Annotated in this window: 19 protein-coding genes and 1 other RNA gene; 9 read left to right on the plus strand and 11 right to left on the minus strand. The window is 38.6% G+C overall.

Features of this window, described 5'->3' with window-relative positions; genetic code table 11:
- Positions 1-66: 66 nt before the first annotated feature.
- Positions 67-870, plus strand: coding sequence for a Cof-type HAD-IIB family hydrolase (locus RU93_RS10420; protein ID WP_071875568.1), 804 nt, complete (start codon positions 67-69; stop codon positions 868-870).
- 99 nt (positions 871-969) lie between these two features.
- Here the strand turns inward: RU93_RS10420 and RU93_RS10425 are convergent, their stop codons facing one another.
- Positions 970-1,527 (minus strand): TetR/AcrR family transcriptional regulator, encoded by a 558-nt coding sequence (locus RU93_RS10425; protein WP_071875569.1) that lies wholly within the window; start codon positions 1,525-1,527, stop codon positions 970-972.
- Positions 1,528-1,761: 234 nt separating this feature from the next.
- Between RU93_RS10425 and RU93_RS10430 the strand changes: the two genes are divergently transcribed.
- The 5 genes from RU93_RS10430 to RU93_RS10450 all read left to right on the plus strand — a co-directional run bounded on the left by RU93_RS10430 (position 1,762) and on the right by RU93_RS10450 (position 6,634).
- Complete coding sequence (locus RU93_RS10430) at positions 1,762-2,517, plus strand: threonine/serine exporter family protein (protein ID WP_071875570.1); 756 nt, start codon at positions 1,762-1,764, stop codon at positions 2,515-2,517.
- On the plus strand, positions 2,517-2,954 hold the full coding sequence (locus RU93_RS10435) for a threonine/serine exporter family protein (protein WP_071875571.1): 438 nt from the start codon (positions 2,517-2,519) through the stop codon (positions 2,952-2,954). Before RU93_RS10430 ends, RU93_RS10435 begins: the two co-directional genes overlap by 1 nt.
- 100 nt (positions 2,955-3,054) lie before the next feature.
- Positions 3,055-3,648, plus strand: a complete 594-nt coding sequence (locus RU93_RS10440) for a TVP38/TMEM64 family protein (RefSeq protein ID WP_071875572.1) — start codon at positions 3,055-3,057, stop codon at positions 3,646-3,648.
- A gap of 75 nt (positions 3,649-3,723) precedes the next feature.
- Positions 3,724-5,529, plus strand: a complete 1,806-nt coding sequence (locus RU93_RS10445) for a glycerophosphodiester phosphodiesterase (RefSeq protein WP_071875573.1) — start codon at positions 3,724-3,726, stop codon at positions 5,527-5,529.
- A 106-nt stretch (positions 5,530-5,635) separates the two neighbouring features.
- Positions 5,636-6,634: a YeiH family protein gene (locus RU93_RS10450; RefSeq protein WP_071875593.1), complete on the plus strand. Its 999-nt coding sequence runs from the start codon at positions 5,636-5,638 to the stop codon at positions 6,632-6,634.
- Between the two features lie 132 nt (positions 6,635-6,766).
- Here the strand turns inward: RU93_RS10450 and RU93_RS10455 are convergent, their stop codons facing one another.
- Together RU93_RS10455 and gdhA are read right to left on the minus strand one after the other, a co-directional pair.
- Positions 6,767-8,113, minus strand: a complete 1,347-nt coding sequence (locus tag RU93_RS10455) for a glucose-6-phosphate isomerase (RefSeq protein ID WP_071875574.1) — start codon at positions 8,111-8,113, stop codon at positions 6,767-6,769.
- Between the two features lie 82 nt (positions 8,114-8,195).
- Complete coding sequence (gene gdhA, locus RU93_RS10460; RefSeq protein ID WP_071875575.1) at positions 8,196-9,545, minus strand: NADP-specific glutamate dehydrogenase; 1,350 nt, start codon at positions 9,543-9,545, stop codon at positions 8,196-8,198.
- 136 nt (positions 9,546-9,681) lie between these two features.
- Between gdhA and RU93_RS10465 the strand changes: the two genes are divergently transcribed.
- Complete coding sequence (locus RU93_RS10465) at positions 9,682-10,947, plus strand: BaiN/RdsA family NAD(P)/FAD-dependent oxidoreductase (protein WP_071875576.1); 1,266 nt, start codon at positions 9,682-9,684, stop codon at positions 10,945-10,947.
- 151 nt (positions 10,948-11,098) lie between these two features.
- Here RU93_RS10465 and ybaK read toward each other — a convergent pair whose 3' ends face one another.
- Genes ybaK through RU93_RS10480 form a run of 3 tightly spaced genes read right to left on the minus strand, consistent with a single transcriptional unit; the run spans position 11,099 to position 13,522 of the window.
- Positions 11,099-11,584: a Cys-tRNA(Pro) deacylase gene (gene ybaK, locus RU93_RS10470; protein WP_071875577.1), complete on the minus strand. Its 486-nt coding sequence runs from the start codon at positions 11,582-11,584 to the stop codon at positions 11,099-11,101.
- 15 nt (positions 11,585-11,599) lie between these two features.
- Positions 11,600-12,340 (minus strand): type I 3-dehydroquinate dehydratase, encoded by a 741-nt coding sequence (gene aroD / locus RU93_RS10475; protein WP_071875578.1) that lies wholly within the window; start codon positions 12,338-12,340, stop codon positions 11,600-11,602.
- Between the two features lie 15 nt (positions 12,341-12,355).
- Positions 12,356-13,522, minus strand: a complete 1,167-nt coding sequence (locus RU93_RS10480) for a class I SAM-dependent rRNA methyltransferase (RefSeq protein WP_071875579.1) — start codon at positions 13,520-13,522, stop codon at positions 12,356-12,358.
- Positions 13,523-13,765: 243 nt separating this feature from the next.
- Between RU93_RS10480 and RU93_RS10485 the strand changes: the two genes are divergently transcribed.
- Together RU93_RS10485 and RU93_RS10490 are read left to right on the plus strand one after the other, a co-directional pair.
- Complete coding sequence (locus RU93_RS10485; RefSeq protein ID WP_071875580.1) at positions 13,766-15,925, plus strand: LTA synthase family protein; 2,160 nt, start codon at positions 13,766-13,768, stop codon at positions 15,923-15,925.
- Between the two features lie 121 nt (positions 15,926-16,046).
- The gene (locus RU93_RS10490; RefSeq protein ID WP_143139448.1) at positions 16,047-16,739 is read left to right on the plus strand and encodes a hypothetical protein; all 693 of its coding nucleotides are present in this window, start codon (positions 16,047-16,049) and stop codon (positions 16,737-16,739) included.
- Between the two features lie 44 nt (positions 16,740-16,783).
- On the opposite strand, the gene RU93_RS10495 is transcribed toward RU93_RS10490, so the two are convergent.
- The 5 genes from RU93_RS10495 to RU93_RS10515 all read right to left on the minus strand — a co-directional run bounded on the left by RU93_RS10495 (position 16,784) and on the right by RU93_RS10515 (position 21,209).
- Positions 16,784-18,247: a sensor histidine kinase gene (locus RU93_RS10495; RefSeq protein ID WP_071875582.1), complete on the minus strand. Its 1,464-nt coding sequence runs from the start codon at positions 18,245-18,247 to the stop codon at positions 16,784-16,786.
- The gene (locus tag RU93_RS10500) at positions 18,247-18,963 is read right to left on the minus strand and encodes a response regulator transcription factor (RefSeq protein ID WP_071875583.1); all 717 of its coding nucleotides are present in this window, start codon (positions 18,961-18,963) and stop codon (positions 18,247-18,249) included. The genes RU93_RS10495 and RU93_RS10500 overlap by 1 nt, the downstream gene beginning before the upstream one ends.
- A gap of 319 nt (positions 18,964-19,282) precedes the next feature.
- Positions 19,283-19,645: a transfer-messenger RNA gene (ssrA, locus tag RU93_RS10505) on the minus strand.
- A gap of 143 nt (positions 19,646-19,788) precedes the next feature.
- On the minus strand, positions 19,789-20,757 hold the full coding sequence (locus tag RU93_RS10510; RefSeq protein ID WP_071875584.1) for a CehA/McbA family metallohydrolase: 969 nt from the start codon (positions 20,755-20,757) through the stop codon (positions 19,789-19,791).
- On the minus strand, positions 20,754-21,209 hold the full coding sequence (locus RU93_RS10515; RefSeq protein ID WP_071875585.1) for a hypothetical protein: 456 nt from the start codon (positions 21,207-21,209) through the stop codon (positions 20,754-20,756). The genes RU93_RS10510 and RU93_RS10515 overlap by 4 nt, the downstream gene beginning before the upstream one ends.
- Positions 21,210-21,251 lie beyond the last annotated feature (42 nt).

A 21,251-nucleotide genomic window follows, 5' to 3' on the forward strand; every position in this document is an offset into this window, starting at 1 on the left:
TGCCATATTAGATATTTTCATAAACTTTTCATAGGATTTATGAAATAGATAGACGAGGAGAATACGATGACCAAAAAATTGATTGCTATCGATTTAGATGGCACTACTTTAAACAGCCACTCTTTGATTAGTCCACGCACGGCAAGTGTCTTAAAAAAAGCGACGGCAGCTGGCCATTACGTGAGCATCGCAACGGGACGTCCGTATCGTATGAGTGCACAGTTTTACCAACAGTTACAATTAGAAACGCCAATGGTGACGTTTAACGGAGCTCTCGTGCATAAGCCTAATATGGTTTGGCCTTACGAGCGTGAGTTATCCATTCAAAAAGAAATTGCTTTTGAAATTTTAGCTCAAAAAGAAAAACTCCAATTAGAGTTTGTAGCGGCAGAAAACCGCGAAACGTTTTTTATTGATCGTCTAGATAATTTTGAAGGAGAGTTTTTTGCAACCGAAAAAATTACGGAAGCCAATCTATTCAAAAATTTGACCTCTAATCCCACATCCTTACTTGTGAAAACACAAAAAGAGGTGAGCAGTCTAGTATCCGCTTCACTTATTTCACAATTTAAAGATTCAGTGGATGTTCGAACTTGGGGTGGTCCAAATGCTATTTTGGAAATTGTTCCTAAAGGCGTTCAAAAAGCGATGGCCCTTTCCATTGTTGCTCATTCATTAGATGTTCAACCAAAAAATATTATAGCTTTTGGAGACGAACACAATGATTTAGAATTGTTGGATTATGCTGGTTGGGGTGTCGCGATGCAAAATGCTACGAATCAATTAAAAGCTGTCGCAAATGATGTGACACCAAAAACAAATGACGAAGATGGTTTGGCTGATTATTTAGAAGAATTTTTAGCGCTATAAAATAATCAAAACACGCCACACAAAGAAGAGCTGTTCTCTTTGTGTGGCGTGTTTTGATTCATCTTGTCTTTTCAATTCATATAATCATATTTTAAGAGTTTATTTTTGTTTATTTATTTCTAAGATACCGTCAATGGAGTGCTGGATAATCTCCACAATTTGTTGACGATTGGGTGTAATAAAGCCAGATGCCATCAAGGAAGCTACGCCTGTAATGGTAATCCATGTGCCATCATGTAAGGCTTCTATAAAATCAGCTGGTAAGTCTTTATACGTTGGATCTTCTTTAACGACTTCTTTAAAATACTGGTAGGAGACATCGTACATTTTTTTACCCCCACCGGATTCATCAATGAACAACGAAATAAAAAGCTTTGGTTTTTTTTGAGAAAAATCAATATAGTTAATACAAACGTCTACTAGTTTATTGCCTGTATGCTCTTGAGCGAATACTTTTTGTTTCAATTCTGTAAAAATCTCATCAATCAAGGTATCTTTCAAATCTTGCATATTTTCAAATTCAAGATAGATTGGTTGGGTTGAAACCCCCATTTTTTTTGCCACGTTTCGTGCGGTAAAATTCCCAAATCCCTCTTTCTCTACTAATTCATAGGCAGATTTCAAAATATAGTCTCTCGTGTAAACTTTTCGTCTCATGATAAACCTCCTAGCCAGAATTTATTTACTAATGTTATTTTAACTTAAAACAACAAATATTAAAAGGATTTTAATCGATTTCTTAAGACTTTCTTCTTATTCTCTCTCGATAATCGCCCTTAGCGAATGATTCTTAGATAACATTTCGCTTATTTTCATTTATTCTTCTTGTCGCCTTTCCGATAAAAAGGTAAACTGAACGTATTCTATTTTACATCAAAGGAGGCGTACTTTGTGAGTACCGAAAATCGATTATTAGAAACGTGTCTTCTTGCAGGAAAAATTATGATGGAAAGTGGTTCTGAAGTCTATCGCGTAGAAGACACCATGAATCGGATTGCCTTGAGTGGTGGTCGGTCCGACAGTGTCAGTTACGTCACCGCTACCGGAATTTTCATTAGTTTAAAAGATAGTCATCAAACACAAATCGAAAATGTGAGCGAGCGCTCGATTAATTTGGAGAAAATCGTAGCCGTTAATCAACTCTCGCGAGATTTTTCAGCAAAAGTGATTACATTAGATGAGTTATCGCACGCTTTAAAAATCATTGATGAAAAACATATCGATTTTCCCCTATGGCTAAAAACTCTTAGTGCAGGAATCGTCAGTAGTACCTTAATGTATCTTTTTGGAGGAAGCTGGTTTGATTTTATCGCCACTTTTGGGATTGGCTGTTTCGGTTACTTATTGAAACATTATGTTCGCGTGTATTCTAAAACTTCTTACTTAGATTATTTTATCGCCTCATTAGGAATTGGGATTATGGCGATTTTAGCGGTTCATTATCATATAGCGCAATCAGTCGACCATTTAATCATTGGTTCTGTGATGCCCTTAGTGCCAGGTGTTGCCATCACGACTTCTTTTCGGGATATTTTAGCCGGTCATATGATCAGTGGCTTAGTGCGCGGAACCGAAGCCATTATTGTGGCAATCGCAATTGGTGTAGGGATTGCCACTGCCTTGATGACGGTAGGAGGAATGTTATAATGTTGATTCAATTTTTATTTAGTTTCTTAAGTACTATCGCTTTTGGTGTCATTACCAACGTCCCTCGTCGCACGTTGCTGGCAAGCGGTGTGACAGGTGCCCTGGGTTGGATGATTTATATTTTGCTAAAACAAGCGAACTTTCCTTTAGGTTTTGCTAATTTTGTTGCTGCTTTCATGATTGGGTGTGCCAGTATTTTCTTTTCACGTCAAAAGAAAATCCCGATGTTGATTTTTATTGTCCCTAGTTTAGTGCCCCTTGTTCCTGGAGGTCCTGCTTATTTAGCGGTCCGTGAGATTGTCTTAGAAAATCTCAGCCAAGGTATTCATTATATGACGGTTGTTGTTGTGACAGCTGGCGCAATTGCCGCAGGTTTTGTGATGACTAGCCTCGTAGAAAAAATCGTAGTGAATTGGGAAAATTTCCAAAAAAAATAAGAGAATGATAATTTTTTTTAAATCCGTCTCAAGTCGCATGACATTCTGATGGCTTCCTTGGTATACTAAAATCAAATGTTGCATTAAAGGAGTGGACTGCATGAATGTCACAACATCTAGAAGAATCATAAATTGGATTTCCATTATTGGAATGGGTTTTTCAGTCGCCTTAGCGATTTACTTTTTCAACCTTGGACTCTTTGATGATTTAAATGCTTTACAAAATCTAGTTGGAGGGTCATTGATTGTCGGACCACTTATTTTTATCAGTCTCCAAATTCTTCAAGTGGTCTTTCCGATTATTCCAGGAGGCGTTTCAACCGCTGCTGGGGTCTTCATGTTTGGTCCTATTGCCGGATTCTTTTATAATTATATTGGCATTACAATAGGCTCCATGATTGTTTTCTTACTCGGACGCTACTATGGCAAACCTTTTGTCTTAAGTTTTATCAGTGAAAAACAATATGCTAAGTATGTTGCCTATCTCGATAATCAAAGTCGTTTTGACAAAATCTTTGCTTTAGCAATCTTCTTCCCACTTGCGCCAGACGATGCGTTATGCTTAATGGCCGGTTTGACAGACATGTCTTTTAAAAAGTTTAGTTGGATTATTCTATTAGGTAAACCGGCGTCTATCTTTATCTATAGTTTATTGCTCGTTTATGGCACGAATTTTATTACTCAATTTATGTAACATCACTAAAACACTTTGAAGAAAGTATTTTTCAAAGTGTTTTTCTATACTTCTTATTAGAATCGAGGGATTTTCATGCTTCCTATGTTAAAAGAAAACACAAACCAATTGATCGGTTTTTTAAAGCAGACGACAAGATACTTCCGTGATGTCTTATTGATGCACGGACTGTTGTTGTTTATGATCATTCCTCTCTTAAGTAATGGGACAAAATTTCTATTTCAACTCGCTGATATCCCTTCCTTTACGCTTGAACTTTTCTATCCTTTTATTTTCCAACATCCTTTTATCACTTTTAGCTTAATCATGATTTTACTAAGCGTTGTGGTTCTGATTTATTTTGAATTCACTTTTTTACTATTAAGTTTATATTTTATTAAAAAAGAGCAGCCCATTAGCTTAAAGCAGCTTTTATCTTTGACCTTCATGCAAATCAAAAAATTACGTCCAGCAGTCATTCTTTTTTTCCTTTTTTATTTTTTCTTAGTCCTACCCCTTGGCGGATTTTCATTGCATTCAGAGTTGTTAGCGAAAATAAAACTCCCGGCATTCATCATTGACTTTATTTTTATCAATCGGTTGTTTGTCATCATACTATATTTGATGATTTATCTGTTATTGAGTTACATCGCGTTAAGGCTAACGTTTACGTTACCGGCAATGATCTTATTGAATGCCTCTTTACGACAAGCTATTCGTCATAGTCTCCTCTTAACACGCAAAAACTTTTGGAAAATCATCTCCCAGCTTGTTTTTATTACCATCGGGATTACCTTTCTTACGTCAGTCTCTTTTTCCCTCGTTTTAGGAATACAGCGGCTAATCGAACTATTTTTCCCTTCTAAAGCCCTGCCTTTTGCCGTCGTCAGTTTATTAGCTTTACAACTAATTTATATCATCAATCTCGTCTTATCCACGATTATCATTTTTTATCTCATCATCGAATGGCTGGATCGTGAAAATTATTTATTTCCTCTTCCAGCGATGAATGCTTTATTCAAAAACCCAGACACGAAACGGCGGATGAGACTGAAATGGCCTTACGTGACACCATTCATTCTAATGTCAATGATCATTCTTTTGCATTACAATTATACGTACTTAACGAATGTGTCAAGTCAACCCATTGTCACGATTTCGCATCGCGGTGTCTCTCAAGCCAACGGTGTCCAAAATTCAATTGAAGCATTGCGCGCTACTAGTCAATACTATCAACCAGATTTTATCGAAATGGATATTCAAATGACGAAAGATCAGCAATTTGTCGTTTTTCATGATTTTAACTTACGATCGTTAACTGGACTGAATCAAATCGTCGAAGAAAGTACGTTGAGTGAGATTTTGCCGCTAACGGTGCGTGAAAATGACCAACAAGCAGCGATCCCCACCTTTGATGCGTACTTAGAACAAGCGAAAATGAATCAGCAAAAGTTGTTGATTGAAATCAAAACGCAACGAAAAGATGAAGCGGTGATTGTGCACCAATTTTTACAACAATACAAAACGCGCATTCTGGAAGAGGGACATCTTATTCAGGCACTCTCGCTTGGATTGGTCGAAACGTTTAAAAACGAAGCACCCGAATTAACAATCGGCTATATTATTCCTTTTCATTTTGTCGGACTGCCCGTTTCACAAGCTGATTTTTTTATGATGGAATATAGTACGCTTAATCGTAGCTTTATTGATGCAGCACATAACGAAGGAAAGTTTGTTTTCACCTGGACTCCGAATCAAACTGAAACGATGGAACGCATGATGTTCTATGGTGTCGAAGGGATTGTGACGGATCGGATGGATTTATTAACTGCTCAAAAAAGGCTGCCTGAGACGATGAGCTACGCAGACAAATTAGCTTATTTCTTAATTGGGATTGGATAATTCTACGCATTCCTCCATTGCAATCTCACTAAAAATGATTAATAATAGTGAAGTTAGTTTTTATTTAAATGGAGGTGTCTTTTTGAATACTGATCTATTGATCCAAATGACGAAAAAAATACCTGTCTTACCGGGTTTAATTCTTGCCATTACCGTAGCTGGTTTTGCTAAATTTCTAGCGATTTTTTTGCCGCAACTCGGTGGGGCGACAATTGCGATTTTATTGGGTATTTTTCTCGGAAATGTTTTTTTTAAGCAGTCCTATTTACAAGTTGGGACAAAATACGCTGAAAGTCGCTTGCTTGAATTTTCGGTCGTGCTCTTAGGTTTAACCGTAACCTTTCAAACCATCGCTGAAATGGGTGTTCAAGGGATTCTTTATATCGCTTTAATCATGACTGGAACGATTGTCTTTGCCTATTATATCGGCTTAAAATTAGGATTTAATCAACAGATGTCCTTATTAATGTCCGGCGGTAATGCGGTTTGTGGTTCTTCTGCGATTGCCGCAATTGCTCCGTCGATTCACGCGAAAGAAGAAGAAAAAGGACAAATCATTACTTTAGTCAATTTACTCGGGACTGTCATGATGTTAACTTTGCCTTTTCTAGCAAATGGTCTCTTTGGTGATAACGTGCTTGCAAAAAGTGCGCTCATTGGAGGAACCTTGCAATCCGTCGGGCAAGTCGTCGCTGGCGCCAGTTTAATTGATGAGCAAGTCTTAAAATATGCGATGCTTTTTAAAATTATCCGGATTATGGCTTTAGCACTCGTGGTTTACGTCTTCGGCCAAATGGCAAAAAAAGGGAATTTGGCAGACGCTGACGTGCAAGTAGTGAAAAAGAAAGCACCCTTACCTTGGTATGTCGTTGGATTTTTAATTTTTTGTCTTTTAAATAGTCTAATCGTTCTCCCGGCTATTTTTGTGGATAGCGCAAAATGGCTTAGTTCTTGGTTTGAAACAACGGCTCTCGCTGCAATTGGTCTGCGACTTAATTTAGTGAAATTTATCCAAGAGGGACCTCGATTCTTAATCTACGGGTTGTCTGTTGGGACTTTTCAAACAATCGCAGCTGTCATTCTTATTTTTCTCTTTTTTAGTTAATTCATCAAAACGAACACTCGAGAAAGATTTTTTGGCTTGAGTGTTCGTTTTTCTTTTGAATTATGGAACGAACCAAAAAAAGCACTCAATAAATGAGTGCTTTTTTTGTGACGATTTGGTTAACGTGTTCGTTTATAGACGTTCGTTTAATTCTTTTGCTAATTCTTCAAATCCAGGTTTGCCAAGTAAAGCAAACATGTTTGCTTTGTAAGCTTCTACTCCTGGTTGGTCAAACGGATTCACGCCATTTAAGTAACCTGAAATTCCAACCGCAATTTCAAAGAAGTACACAAGGTAACCTAACGTGAAAGCATCCATTTCTGGTAATTTCACTAAGAAGTTTGGTACATTACCATCTGTGTGAGCCAAGAGTGTTCCTTCGAACGCTTTGGTATTCACAAAATCAATGTCTTTTCCTTCTAAATAGCCTAAGCCATCTAAATCGGCATCTTGTACAGGGATTGCCAATGATTTGCGAGGTTTTTCAACTTTAAGCACCGTCTCAAAGACATTGCGTTGACCATCTTGAATCGTTTGACCGATTGAGTGTAAGTCAGTTGAGAAGTTCGCGCTTGATGGATAGATTCCTTTTTGGTCTTTTCCTTCTGATTCACCGAAGAGTTGTTTCCACCACTCAGAGAAATATTGCATGCCTGGTTCGTAATTCACTAAAATTTCGATTGCTTTTCCTTTACGGTATAAAATATTACGAAGTGCCGCATATTGGTAAGCGCCATTTTTCGTTAAGTCAGGATCAGTGTATGCTACCTGAGCTTCAGCTGCACCCGCCATTAACGCGTCAATATCCGCCCCACTTACCGCAATTGGTAATAATCCTACTGGTGTTAAGACTGTAAAGCGTCCACCTACATCATCTGGAATCACAAATGTTTCCCAGCCTTCAGCATCGGCTTCGACTTTGACTGCCCCTTTCGCACGGTCAGTTGTCGCATAAATACGTTTGTTCGCTTCTGCCTGACCATATTTTTTAATTAATAATTCTTTAAAGACACGAAACGCAATCGCAGGCTCTGTTGTTGTTCCTGATTTTGAAATCACGTTCACAGAAAAATCACGATCGCCAATTAGTTCAATTAAATCAGCCAAGTAAGTTGAAGAAATTGAATTTCCGGCAAAAAGGATTTGCGGTGTTTGACGCGCTTCTTTTGGTAGTTCATTGTAAAATGAATGTTGTAAAAACTCAATTGCTGCACGCGCACCAAGGTATGAACCACCGATTCCGATAACAACTAACACTTCTGAATCTGATTGGATTTTTTTTGCGGCTGCTTTAATGCGGGCAAACTCATCTTTGTCATAATTTGTTGGTAAGTCAATCCAACCAACGAAATCATTCCCAGGACCTGTTTTTTCACGCAATGCTTTATCCGCTGCTGTTACTTGTGTTTGCATGTAAGCTAATTCATGATCTTGCACAAATGTTGATACTTTTGAATAATCAAATTGAATATGTGACATTCAATATCCCCCTTAACGCTCAATATTTTCACTACAATACTACTTTACTTTTTTTAGCGGAAATTATCAAGTAGAAGTTGGATTAGACCAGTCCTTGAATGACCATCGCTTCGGCCACTCGCTTAAAGCCAGCAATATTGGCACCTAGCATAAAATTGTTTTCTGCTTGATGTTCTTTGGCTGTATCACGACAGTTCTCATAAATATTTTTCATAATTTTATCTAATTCTTGATCAACTTTCTCTGTTTCCCATTGCAAACGTTGCGAATTTTGACTCATCTCTAAAGCAGAAACCGCTACGCCTCCTGCATTCGCCGCTTTACCAGGACAATAATACAGACCTTCCTCAATAAAATAATCGGCTGCTTCAAGAGAACTTGGCATGTTCGCTCCCTCAGCCACGATTCTCACGCCATTTTTTACTAACACTTTTGCTTGATCCAAGCCAATTTCGTTTTGCGTTGCACACGGGAAAGCTAACTCAGCAGCGACTTCAAAGTCCCATACCGTCTCGCCTGGAAAATACTTCGCGTTTGGCCGTGCTTTGACGTATTCCGTTAAGCGTTCGCGACGAACTTCTTTAATATCTTTTAATAGCGCTAAATCGATACCTTCTTCGTCATAGATAAAGCCAGAAGAATCCGAACAAGTGACAGGTAACGCGCCTAATTGATATAATTTTTCAATACAATAGGTCGCCACATTCCCACTACCAGAAACCATCGCCACTTTTTGATGGAAATCTTCATTCAAGTCGTTTAATAAATGTTTAACAAAATAAACAACGCCATAGCCTGTCGCCTCCGCGCGGCCTTTACTACCCCAAAACTCTAGTGGTTTACCCGTTAAGACACCCGCGTCATATTGTTTGATGCGTTTGTAAGTGCCGTAGAGGTAACCAATTTCACGTTTCCCTACACCAATGTCACCAGCAGGAATATCGGTGTTGGGGCCAATATATTTTGAGAGCTCTAACATAAAACTTTGACAAAAACGCATGATTTCTCCGTCAGATTTCCCTTTCGGATCAAAGTCACTTCCGCCTTTTCCGCCACCAATTGGTAGGCCAGTTAAGGCATTTTTAAAGATTTGCTCAAAGGCTAAAAATTTTAAAATACTAAGATTAACCGACGGATGGAAACGCAGACCGCCTTTATAAGGTCCTAAGGCAGAATTAAATTGAATGCGGTAGCCGCGATTGACTTGCCAATTGCCTTGGTCATCTTGCCACGGTACTCGGAATTGAATCACTCGTTCTGGTTCAGTGATGAGCGAAACAAGGTTTTGTGCAGCGTACTCTGGGTGATTTTCTAAAAAAGGAATGATCGTTGGTAAAAATTCATCGATTGCTTGTAAAAATTCGGTCTCGTGTGAATTTCTTTGATGAATTTTTTCTTGAACATTTTTAGCGTATTCTGATGCGTTTGTCATGAAAGTCCCCCCTTAATTTGGTAGTATGATTTTATCAGATAATTAGAAAATTTTCATTCATTATTACTGAAATTAATGAAAAAATTTTTAATTTTCACATTTTTTGCTTAAATAACTAGAAATTCGAGGTGTTCATATGGAAAAATCTTACGATGTCATCGTTGTTGGTGGCGGTACAAGTGGCATGATGGCAGCAATCGCCGCTGCTGAAGCTGGTGCGAAGGTTTTAATGATTGAAAAGAATAAACGATTTGGAAAAAAATTATTAATGACCGGTGGCGGTCGCTGTAATGTGACAAATAATCGGGATGTAGATGATTTGATTCGACATATTCCTGGAAATGGAAAATTTCTTCACAGCACTTTCTCACAATTTAACAATTTTGATGTGATGGCTTTTTTTGCCGAACAAGGTGTCGCCTTAAAAGAAGAAGATCACGGCAGAATGTTCCCAGTAACCGATAAGTCTATGACGATTGTCGAAGCACTTGTCAATCGGATGAAAACGCTCGGTGTCACTTTTGCCATGCAAACAACGGTTCAAAAATTACTGCGCGACGACAATCATATTACAGGCGTTGAAACAGAATTTGAGAACTTTTACGCGCCTTGTGTGGTCTTAACAACGGGGGGGCGGACGTATCCTTCGACGGGATCTACGGGTGATGGCTATCGCTTAGCTAAAAAAGTCGGCCACACCATCAGTCCCCTCTACGCGACTGAATCCGCCTTGCTGTCAGATGAACCCTATATTATCGATAAAACGCTCCAAGGGATTTCGTTGCGCGATATTGTCTTACGCATTGAAGATGACAATGGAAAAATGGTCACTGAGCATAAAATGGACTTACTTTTCACCCATTTTGGTATTTCCGGTCCTGCAGCACTTCGCTGTTCTTCTTTTGTCAATCAATTACTCGAAAAACAAGAAAATGTTTCGGCCGTTTTAGATTGTTTCCCTGACGTATCAGAAGCCGATCTTTTGAAAAAATTAAACGAAGCGCTTCAGGATACCAAAAAAAACGTTAAAAATGCTTTAGCTTCATTTTTACCAGAACGACTCCTAACTTTTTATCTTGATCGGTTAGGACTGACCGATTGCCCTAGTCAACAATTGTCGCAAGAGCAAGTAGAAAGTATCCGTCACCTCTTCAAACACTTTACCATTAAGATTCATAAAACGTTGCCCCTTGAAAAGTCATTTGTGACAGGTGGCGGTATTCACTTAAAAGAAATTAATCCAAAAACGATGGAAAGTAAATGTTTGCCAGGCTTATTCTTCGCTGGAGAATTAATTGATATCAATGGCTATACCGGTGGCTTTAATATTACGGCCGCTTTTTGTACCGGACATAGCGCCGGCGTCCATGCCGCGCAAACCGCCAGTTACTTTTCCTACTAGGAATCTTTTATAAGCAGTCTTCCTACATAGAGAGACTGCTCACGATAAAGACGAAGGTTACTTCACTCAAATAATGATTTGAACGACACGCTTTACAATGTAAAAAAACCTTAGGATCAGTATTTCTGGCTCCTAAGGTTTTTCGCATTTTTTAGACAATTGTTCCGACGAATGCCTTGGTCAAACGGATTAATGCTTGGGGCGCTAGTCCCATCTGTATGCCCCGACGCCCTGCTGAGACAATCATTTCATCCCAGATTTCTACACTTGAGTCAAGATATGTAGGGAATTGCTTTTTCATTCCTACAGGTGAACAACCACCTCGGATATAGCCAGTCGTTTTTTCGAGTTCCGTTAAATGGAGTAGCTCCACTTTTTTATTTCCACTCAGTTTTGCTAATTTTTTTAAATCTGCTTCTTGATTACTTGGAATGACTGCCACGATTGGACCCGTGACGTTTCCTACAAAAAGCAATGTCTTAAAGATTTGTGCTTCTTTTTTTTCGTGCAATTGATCGGCGACATGATTCGCACTGACCGCGTCTTCTGACCAAGTATAATGATACAGTGTATACGGAATTTTTTGCTGCTCAACGATTCTTAGTGCATTCGTTTTACTTTCTTTCTTTTTTGCCATTTCGAATAATTCCTCCTATGAATAAGCAAGGATCTCCAGCGTTTGAGCGAGCTGTTCGACTGGAATTTGCCCTGGAGCCGACGCTTCTCCGATAGCACCAAAAGTCAAAACAGACCCGGTGACGGCGCCGCTCACCCGACTAATCTTGCCTAACTCGCCCATTGACATTGTAATGAGTGGCAGCTGATTAAAGCCTCTTGCTTTCGTAATTAATCCCATGAGCCGTAAGACATCATTCAAGTCTTGAGGCATCGTGGCAATTTTGCCGATATCGGCGCCCATTTGATTCATCACACCGATTTGAAAAATCAATGTCGCGTCATCAGGTGTTTTCTCAAAATCATGACTACTTATAATAACGATAATCGAAGCGGCTTTCATTTCTTGAATCAGGAATCGTCCGAGAAATTCGATTCGTTTTAATTCAATATCCACCATATCGACCATTCCTGTTGGCGCAATCGTTTGATAAAGTGTTTTATATGCTGCTAAGGAGATCGCTTTTTCGCCACCTTCTTCTAACGTACGAAAAGTAAAAAGGAGTAATTGATCGACCAATTGCGCTTTAATCGCAGCTAAAGTAGCGCAGACTTTTTCAAGATCATCGCTCTCTTCAAAATAATCAACCCGCCATTCCACGACGTCTACCGGTGATTGATTAATGAGCTCTACTTGTTGTAAAAGAGCTTCTTGATTAGTAGCAGTTAATGAGACACATATTTTTGGCTTACCGTTTATTTGTTCTAATCTTTTCATTTTAAGTTCGCCCCTTTATTTTTTGACTTCGTAACAATAAACTTTTAGATAATCCCCTTCTGGGAAAGTAGCCACCGTAGCAAAATCGCTTGGTAGGGAATAGTGCTTGATTTTTTGATAATGCACCTCTTTTTTAGCAAATGCTTTTTCAATCATTTGTTGAAACTGGCGCGGTGAAACATTCGCAGCATTTGTTGAGGCGATGATGATCCCTTCGTCGGTCAATAGATCGACACTATCTTCAATTAACTCGCCATAGTTTTTTGCGACACTAAACGTTTTCTTCTTATTTCGTGCAAAACTTGGTGGATCTAAGATAATGACTTCAAACGTTAATTCCTTGCGTTTGGCATATTTAAAGTATTCAAACGTATCCATGACATGAATTTGTTGTGTATCCGGATCAATACCATTCACTTCAAATTGTTCGCGGGTTTTTGGAACACTACGCTTGGCTAAATCGACACTCGTGGTTTTCGCTGCGCCGCCCATCACTGCTGCAACCGAAAAAGCACCAGTGTAACTAAACATATTTAAAACCGTTTTTCCACTCGCTAGTCCATCCACAAGTGATCCGCGGACTTCTTTTTGATCTAAGAAAATGCCGGTCATTAAGCCTTCATTCAAATAGGTCGCATACGTCACGCCATTTTCTTGAATGAGTGTAGGTTCTGCCGCTGTTTCACCATAAAGGTGTAGACTTTCGGGGTAGTCTCCTTCAAAGCGAATTTTTTCATACGCGCCTTTGATTTCAGGGAATGCTTGCTGAAAGGCTGCAACAATCGAGGGCTTCTTTTGGTATAACGTTTCGTTGTACCATGAAAACACAGCATGTTCGAGGTATAAATCAATAATTAACCCTCCTAGACCATCTCCTTCGCCATTAAATAAACGAAAAGCACTTGTCAGAGGATCTAAATAATACGGTTGTCGTTTCTTTTTTGCTTGTTCAAAAAGCGCTTGAAAAAAAGAATCATCAATCGGCGTTTTTTCGCGTGTGAGCACCCAACCAATCCCTTTATTTTGTTTTCCTAGATACCCAGTGCCGACGTACTCTCCTTGTGGATTCATCAGTTCTACCCAATCATTGGACCATTTGGGGTTCACAAGATCTTCCAGCTGAATCAAAGGATACCCTTGCTTGATCTTTTTACTGCCATTTAATGTGAGTTGTATTTTCATAATTTCCCTACTTTTCAAATATTCTTTCTTGTTTTATTTCATCTTAACATAGCTTTTCCTCTTCGGATAGTTGCGAGTGAAAAGTTCAAGTGAAATTGAGATAAACATTGATTCATAAAGAAATAATTAAGATTCAATGGCATTTATTTGTGCATTAGTTGACAGTCATTTCGAGGATGAGTAGAATGATTAGTGTAGATTGAAATAAGTTTCATTATATTTCAAGAAAGTGAGGACTGTTTTTTGAAAAACTTAAAAATATCCAAATATCTAGACACACGCTTAGGATTCTTTAGTCTGTTAGCGGTCTTGTTTTGGCTAAAAAATATTTTCGCCTATTTTACCGCCTTTAATTTAGGGATTGAAAGCCCCTTTCAATATTTTATTTTATTGATTAATCCGATTGCCACGACTCTTTTCTTACTTGCGATTGCATTATACGTGCGACGAACCAAAACGTTTTACGTTACCATTATGCTGATTTATTTCATCATGAGTTTACTGCTATTTGCAAACGTCGTGTATTATCGTGAGTTCACGGATTTCATCACGATTAATACTATTTTAGGCGCAGGAAAAGTTTCAAGTGGTTTAGGAAGTAGTGCTTTGAAACTTTTTGATCCTTTAGACGCTGTTTATTTAATCGATTTCTTTGTTTTACTCTACGCGCTAGGGCGTCGGAAAATTAAACAAGATGAAACTGCGATTAAAGGACGTTTCGCTTTTGCGATGTCAATGTTGGCGGTCGTAATTTTCTCAGGAAATCTTTTCTTAGCAGAAACGGATCGTTCAGGTCTATTAACAAGAACATTTTCTCGAGACTATCTCGTAAAATATCTGGGAATCAATGCTTTTACCGGTTATGATGCGATTCAAACGTATAACACCAACCAAGTCCGAGCAGAAGCAAGTCCCAATGACATGAAAGAAGTCGAAGAATACGTCAAGGAACACCACGCGGCAGCAAATCCAGAAACATTTGGGATTGCTAAAGGAAAAAATGTCATCTATATTCATTTAGAAAGTGTGCAACAATTTTTAATTGACTACAAATTAGTCGATGAACTTGGCGTAGAACATGAAGTAATGCCTTTTATTAACTCATTGTATCATTCTGATAGTACCTTTAGTTTTGACAATTTTTTCCATCAAGTAAAAGCTGGTAAAACGAGTGATGCTGAAACGTTACTCGAAACGTCTCTTTTTGGATTGAATCAAGGAGCGTTCTTTGCTCAATTAGGTGGTAAAAATACGTTTGAAGCAGCACCTAACATTTTAGCTCAAGAAGCTGGCTATTCAAGCGCCGTCTTCCACGGGAACTCTAAAACGTTTTGGAATCGTAACATTACTTACACGCATTTTGGCTATGAAAACTTCTTCGATGCTTCTTACTATGATGTAAACGAAGAGAATTCTTTCCAATATGGCTTACACGATAAACCATTTTTCGAACAATCGATTCCTTATCTTGAACGATTGCAACAACCGTTTTACACAAAATTCTTAGCCGTTTCCAATCACTATCCTTATGCTGAATTTACAGATGAAGAAGCCGGCTTCCCAATGGCCACTACTTCAGATAATACGATCAATGGCTACTTTGCAACAGCAAATTACTTAGATACAGCCGTTGAAGAATTCTTTAACTATCTCAAAGCCTCTGGTCTCTATGAAAACTCGGTAATTGTTCTTTATGGTGATCATTACGGTATTTCGAATGGTCGCAATCAAACCTTATCAGAACTCGTAGGGAAATCAAGTGATACATGGACTGACTATGACAATGCACAAATGCAACGAGTCCCTTACATGATTCATATTCCTGGCCAAACAAACGGCGGCATTAATCATACGTATGGCGGTCAAGTTGATGCCTTACCAACGCTGTTACACTTGTTAGGCATTGATACACAAAAATACATTCAATTAGGACAAGATTTATTTTCAGAAGAGCATGAAGAACTCGTTGCTTTTAGAGATGGTTCTTTTATGACACCTGATTATACTTTTTACGGTGGTGTCTTGTATGACAATACGACCGGTGAAATAGCTGAAGAGTTATCCGAAGATGAACAAGCTAAAATCGATGGCTACCAAGAACGTGTCAATCGTCAACTAGGTGTTTCTGACCAAATTAATAATGGTGATTTACTTCGATTTTATACCGGTAGCGGGCTTGAACCGATTGATCCCGAAAGTTTTAATTATAAAGATAGTTTGACGCGCTTAGTATCGCTCGAACAAGCGTTGGGTAATGACTCGACTTCACTTTATTCTCAACATAAGCAACAATCAACGGTTGAACTCTATCAGTCAAAATCCTATCAAGAATATGTTGCCCCAAATGAAGCACAAGATACTGAAGTAACCCCTTCTTCTGAAGTTGTTGCTCCAGCAAAATAAGATCAAAAGCGAATTCCCTTGAATAAAATCAAAGGAATTCGCTTTTTCTTTAACTGTCCTTCATAATTAATTCAAACCTTTTCTTTATATTTAATGTCAGAGAAGGTGATTCGTACAAATGATGACGCATGCAGTAACTAGTCTTAAAAAACACATCATTTATAACTGCTTGTTTTTCTTACTACTAATAGTTCTTTTTACGACGCTTTATTTAAATAATACCTTAATTTTATCCTTAGCAACCTTAGAAACCCAACCACTGATTTCAGATTCTTTTCTCGCCTTTTTAACCAAACTCAATCAACGCTATTTAGCCTTTTACCAAGTCATGATATTCGTGATAGTTGTATTAGTATCGCTCTTTTGTTTCGGAAAAACAGCCTATCGAAAACAAGAAATACAACAAACAATCAAATCAGGTATCTCTCCTTTTGCTCTCATCTGGAGCCACCTGATTGAGAGTTTCCTGATTTTTTCTTCTTTGCTTGTTCTGTTTTTTATTTTTATCTTACTCTTCCAAGTCTTTCTCGAAAAAATAGTGATTCATTTTCATGTTGTCATGACGGAGTCGATTCAAGGATTTCCTTATGAGTTAGAGAAAATTATGAAAACCGATAGCACGGACCCCTTTGTTATTCGCATCACTAACACGAAACAAGTCTTTGAATACTTATTATATCTTTCTGAAGAAGGCTGGTCCCGTCTTTTCTTGATTGCCTATGTACAAACGACGACAGTGATTGGCGCTTGTCTTATCAGTAGCCATGTATGTTTCTCTTGGTTTTATATTTATTGGCAAAAGAAAAAATCTTAGAATGGCACAATGCCGGTTCTAAGATTTTTTTTTGGTATTCGTAACTAATCCGTTTCTTGACATTCAGTATTAGGAAAAGCAATCCGAAAAGTAGTTCCTTTCCCAAGTTCGCTAGTCACATCAATATGACCTTTATGCAAACGAACAAGTTGCTGGACAATTGGTAAGCCTAAACCAGATTCACCGAATTTGCGATTTTTACGCGATGGATCGACTTTGTAATAACGATCCCAAATATTCTTTAATTCTTCCTCTGCCATCCCTATTCCCGTGTCAGAAATAGAAATCACCGTTTCCAACTCTTCTTTTTCAATTTTCACTCGAATCTCGCCATTTTCCGTAAATTGAATCGCATTTTGTAAAATGTTGACCATGATTTGTACAAAACGATCATAATCGGCAAAAATATCAATTTCTTCTTGTGTTTCTAAAAGAAGTTGATTGTGCGAAACTTCCGCTTTGCTTTCCAACTGCGCAAGCAACTGTCTCATCGTCTCCGTGGCATTGAATTTTTTAATTACCATTGAAATTTGATTGGTTCGAATTTTTTCATAATCTAAATTCTCACTCACTAAACGAATTAAACGTTCTGTTTCATTTTTCATGAGACGAATGGCATTATCTTTTTGGCTTTCTGGAATCATCTGGTGCTCCATTCCTTCTAACAAGCCATTAATCGTCGTCAGTGGCGTCCGCATTTCATGGGAAGCATCTGCCATAAATTGACGTCGTCTTTCTTCTTGGCGGTCAATTTCTTCATTTGATTCTTTAAGTGAAATGGTCATTTTATTAAAATCTTCCGCGAGTTCATCAAACTCATCGCGATGATGAACGGGTAAGATACTATCAAAGTTCCCATTTGCGACCGCTTTTGTCGCTTTTTTCATGCGATTAATCCGCCGAACTTGGAACGTCGCAAACGCATAACTAATTACGATTGCCAAAATTCCAGATAAAGCAAAGCCCTTTAATAAATTGACACTAAACTCACTAACGACTGCATTAATATTTTGGGCAGGTTGCGTCACAATTAAGGCCCCATAAAATTCTCGATTTAAATTAAAGGGTACTAGGGCATAAGCAGTTGCCTCCTTGTCGCCAAAAATATTTTTATTGGACGTCAGTTGTTGCTGTTGACCATTTTTTAGTTGCTTCCACGATTCACTCGGCAACTCGAATTTAATCGGACGCTCATTGGTTGCTGGATAGGTCACTTCGCCTAAATTATTTACAAAGACAAAATTTACTCCTTGTTGATTGAGCATCGTTTCTGAAATGGTCAACGCTCGGTGAATATTCAAGTCCCATTCATGCGCACTGGTTGCATTCGAACTCTCATTCAAATCAGAAGTAACTTTACTGACTGCCGTTGCATAGCCAAATAACTGACGGTAATTACTCGTCTCAAGTGATTGCTTTGTAAACTGGGTAAAGGCAATACCTGACGTCATCAAGGTCATAAATATGACAAACAAAAAAGCTAACAGCTGTTGATATAAATAGCGCATCAGGCAACACCTGAATCATCAAATTTATACCCGACACCCCAGACAGTCTGAATCACTTGCGGTCCCACTTTTTCAATTTTTTGACGTAATTTTTTGATATGCGCATCAACCGTTCGTTCATCGCCGAAGTATTGATAGTCCCATACGAGTTCTAATAACTGCTCACGAGAAAAGACTTGTCGTGGTTTTTTTGCTAACGTATACAATAAATCAAACTCTTTAGGTGTCAGTCCTTCAATCGCCTGTCCATTCAAATACGCTTCTCGCGTTTTCGTATTCATTTGAAAATGCTTCGTTTCGATATCAAACTCTTTATTTTCATTTTTTGATGGTTGAGCCACTTCTAGAATTTCACTCCGGCGATATAAAGCTTTCATACGCGCGATTAACGTCAGTGGGCTAAAGGGTTTCGTCACATAGTCATCCGCTCCCATTTCAAGACCGATGACTTGATCACTTTCTGAGTCACGCGCTGTTAACATAATAATCGGGACAACTTGCGAAACTTTCCGAATTTCACGTGCGACAAGCATTCCATCCATACTCGGTAAATTCAAATCAAGCGTGATCATATCCCATGCTGTTGGATCGGCTAAAAAGGCGTCTAGCCCTTCTTTCCCATCAAATTTAAACGTCGCATCCCATCCTTCATTCAAAAAAAACATTTGCATCATTTCCGAAACGGATTCATTATCTTCAATCATTAATATTTTCATTCAAACACCTCATCTATTAGGTTTTCTACCTTCTATTTAGTATACTCGAATTTACTCGTTCTACCAAGTTCTTCTCAAATAATTTAGACTTTATTTGCTTTTCCTTCACATTTTATTTGAAAGATGAGATTTGTTAGAACACATCCATAGACTATTGAAGTATAGACGGATATTCGATGAATCAGTCGTGTCAGTTTTTGTTTTGATGTATTGTTGAGGTGACATGTGCAGTAAAAACAACATTTCCGAGAAAATAAAAAAGTGTATAAACGTTGTTTTAACAACATTTATACACTTTCATCCATCTTAGGAAAACCTAGTATGGAGACGGCGGGAGTTGAACCCGCGTCCAAACATATCGCTACCTAAAAGTCTACGCTCATAGTCAGTTCAATTAGAATTTCGCTTGGAAACTTGCCGAATGACAGGCCAATCTCTTCGCTAGTCTGATTATCTCTTCTGTGCTTTCCAGACGGAAAAGACACAGCGTATCCCACTTAATTAGGACCCTGATCTGGCACATGGGTGATGACAGGAGGATCTACGCTAACTGTTTTTAGGCAGCTAAAGCGTAAGAGTTATTATTGTTTGCAGTTATATTAACTGTAACGTTTTAACGTAGACGTAACCTACGGAGCGCAATTCAGGCTCAAACTATGCCTGTCGAATCCGTAACGTCCCCTTCATAAAAGGAAATTACTGGTACCAAAAGAGTATAACATAAAATAACTTTTGTGAAAAGCGATTTGATCAATAATGGTCAACAAATACGGACACAACTCTCTGGCTTGACAAGCATTTTGTAACATGCAGTTTTCGATTCAACTATGCTTTTCCAATGTAAAAAGGATTACTGATGACAAGACGCTTGTTTGAATGACCTTTCCCGCGACCAAATATTTCGATGCGTAAATAACCAGGTACTAGTTCTAAAGACAACTCTTTTTCAATCCCTTCCTCGATGGTTTCACAAGCAATGATTTGATCATTTTGCCATACCACAAGATACTCGCCGACAAAGTTAAATGCCTTTAATTTTGCCTGCTCTGTCGGTTCAAGTGTTATCTTTAACATGCTGTCGCCCACACGTAGTTCATCGCCCATCACATACGTCTTCCCTGCTTGTTTCATGCTTAAATGGATCTTAGGACCTAAGGTGATATAGTAATTTCCTTTTTTTAAGTTCGCAAGTAACACATCAGCATAATCCGCGCTTGCTCCTACATAGGTCAACGCCGTCGAATCGGTCTCGTCTTCTTGGCGGTGCCAATCCCGACCAGCACTACAAGAAATTCGAAAGCCTTGATTTAATAAATCCACCCACATCTCATAAGCTTGTTGGCTACGAAAGTCTTCATCAGGATTGAGACGATTCCACACTTCAATAAAATCAATTAAGCCATAATCTTGGACATGAAAATCCCAATGACATCCGGTGCACATTGGACTTCCAATCGAAAATGGATGTGCGATTCCTGTCAGGCCGCCTGCTGCCTTGATTTCTTCTAAAGAGGAATCAATCGTTTCAATCGTCGCCTTTCGCCAATCCACTACTTTTCGTGCACCAATAACGAGTAAATGTCCGAAAAAGGTCGTCCATTCCATTCCCGAAAGAATCACTAATTCATTCGAGTCCCACGTTTTGACCTCTTCTAACGGTGCCGTCGTATTATGATCTGTGATCACAATGGCATCATATCCAAACGCGAGCGCTGCATCTAATAATTCATGTGTTGTAAAATCCCCATCACTATGTTTAGTATGGGCGTGTAATTCGATTAAATAATACTTCATGCCATTTCCTCTCCACTCACCCTCATCGTTACCGCAACATCCGAACGGACACTATGCAAATTTAGTTGTATCTCCCACTGTCCGGCTGTAATGGCACAAGGTAGAAATCCCTCACTGCTTTCTTTTTCCGAAAGATAAATCACTTGCGCCGGCGCTTTATGGTGACGACACCCCACATAGTTTTCTGCTTGTGCGATTGAAATCGTCAATAAATTGATTAATGGTAAAAACGTTTCAACTTTAGGTAACTCTCCTGGAAAATAGCGTGGTAAAGCTTCTGCGATCCACTTTCTCGCTTGGATATCGGGGACAATTTGCGGATCATACCCCCACTCAATTGTGAGCGATTGATAGGATTTCTCTAAGAAGAGTGGCACTTTCACGTGCGTTTGATGGTCCATCGTCGTGAATATGATTTGTTTTTGCAACAATGGTATGATATTTCCTGCCATCGTCCCCCTCCATTCGCTTTTTCTTTTTGCCATTCTACTGTT

The sequence above is a fragment of the Enterococcus aquimarinus genome (assembly GCF_001885765.1).
GTDB lineage: Bacteria > Bacillota > Bacilli > Lactobacillales > Enterococcaceae > Enterococcus_I > Enterococcus_I aquimarinus.